Consider the following 202-nt stretch of genomic DNA (forward strand, 5'->3'; position numbering starts at 1 on the left):
GCACTGGGGGCCGTGTAAATCGGCTTGATCGCCGCCGCCAGCGCCTTGCGATCTTTCCAGCTGGCGTCATCGAGGCTGTTGCGGATCAGATGCACGATGCAGGTTTGCAGGGTGGTCGCCGGGAAAACCGCGGCCAGCGCTTCCGGCATCCCCTTCAGGCCATCGGTGACGGCGATCAGGATGTCGGCCACGCCGCGGGTCT

Annotated in this window: 1 protein-coding gene; it reads right to left on the bottom strand. The window is 65.8% G+C overall.

All coding sequences use genetic code 11. The features are described 5' to 3' along the window. On the bottom strand, nucleotides 1–202 hold a 202-nt coding region (locus ACYQ1H_RS15720; RefSeq protein ID WP_460028972.1), incomplete at both ends, for a transposase.

The sequence above is a fragment of the Methyloparacoccus murrellii genome (genome assembly GCF_054657115.1).